Consider the following 1,077-nt stretch of genomic DNA (forward strand, 5'->3'; position numbering starts at 1 on the left):
GTTGACTGGTAAAGGCGAGTCTAACCGTAAGGAGATTTACTACTATGAGCGAGACCAACTTCAGGCCGTTCGCGTCGGAGATTGGAAGGCGCATTTTGTTGTGCAAAACCATGGATGGAGTGGTCCAAAGGAAGAGCTGAATGCGCCGCTGCTGTTCAACTTGCGTCGTGATCCATTTGAGAGGGCTGCCGAAGAGTCTGGCATGTATCTGCGTTGGATGGGGCAAAAAATGTGGGCCTTTGGTCCGGCTCAAGCTGCAGTTAAAAAGCACTTGGCGACCTTCAAGGACTGGCCTACCGTGACGCCGGAAAGCGCTCCTCAAAACACAGGTGGGGTTGGTAACTAATCCCGTACAACGGCTCCCAAAGAGCCTAAGGCGAGCAAAATATATTCGGTGCTCTTAGGCTTTCTGAGTCGATTTCAAATCAAAGAACGCAACGCCCTCGGGTGTTGCGTTTTTTCTAGCATCAAGCACACCTATCGGCCGCTAAGTACTACATCCTTGTCCTAACAGTGTGTGGTAATCTATTGATTGCCTTTCTCTCGTTTTGCAAAGTCTTCCTTTGATTTCTCGCTACTATCGTCATTTACTATCGACCTGTACTCTCGACTTCACACAATCTGCCTAAACGTCATGCGGCTGAACCGCCAAAGATGCGAGCTGTCGGCTCTGTTCTATACACATTAGTTCCGCTTGAATGATTGGCTTTGCGGCGCTTTCAATACATTCCCTCGCGATTTTCGGTCGGGTTTAGCTGCGAAATATGACGGTAAAAAATGGAGCTTGCTGATGATCGAAGGAGCATTGCGCGGGCTAATCTGCGTCCAAAGCATCGCCAAAAACGGTTGATAGCCTCTTGTTAATAACCCTTAGAGCAATCGCTTTATGTACATTCTGCCGGTCTGCTATTGCAAGTAGATCGTTAAACGATAGGTGCGTAATACCTTGTGGGTCTGTCCATACAAGAAATTTTTGGCAAAAGGCGTCTAGCCCCAGAGTGGGCGCATCAGCCATTGCTTGACCACCCGGTGCCGGACCGCCAAATAAAATGAGATAAGCGGGAAGAAGGTCTACGC

2 protein-coding genes are annotated in these 1,077 nt (G+C 48.9%); one reads left to right on the plus strand and one right to left on the minus strand.

Translation table 11 applies throughout. The features are described from left to right. Positions 1–346 (plus strand): hypothetical protein (locus A3751_RS14315; RefSeq protein ID WP_197466367.1); only part of this gene is annotated, 346 nt, incomplete at its 5' end. A gap of 468 nt (positions 347–814) precedes the next feature. On the opposite strand, the gene A3751_RS14320 is transcribed toward A3751_RS14315, so the two are convergent. Next, the coding region (locus tag A3751_RS14320) for a DUF302 domain-containing protein (protein WP_156492480.1) at positions 815–1,077 on the minus strand (263 nt) is incomplete at its 5' end.

The organism is Oleiphilus sp. HI0080, from assembly GCF_001635135.1.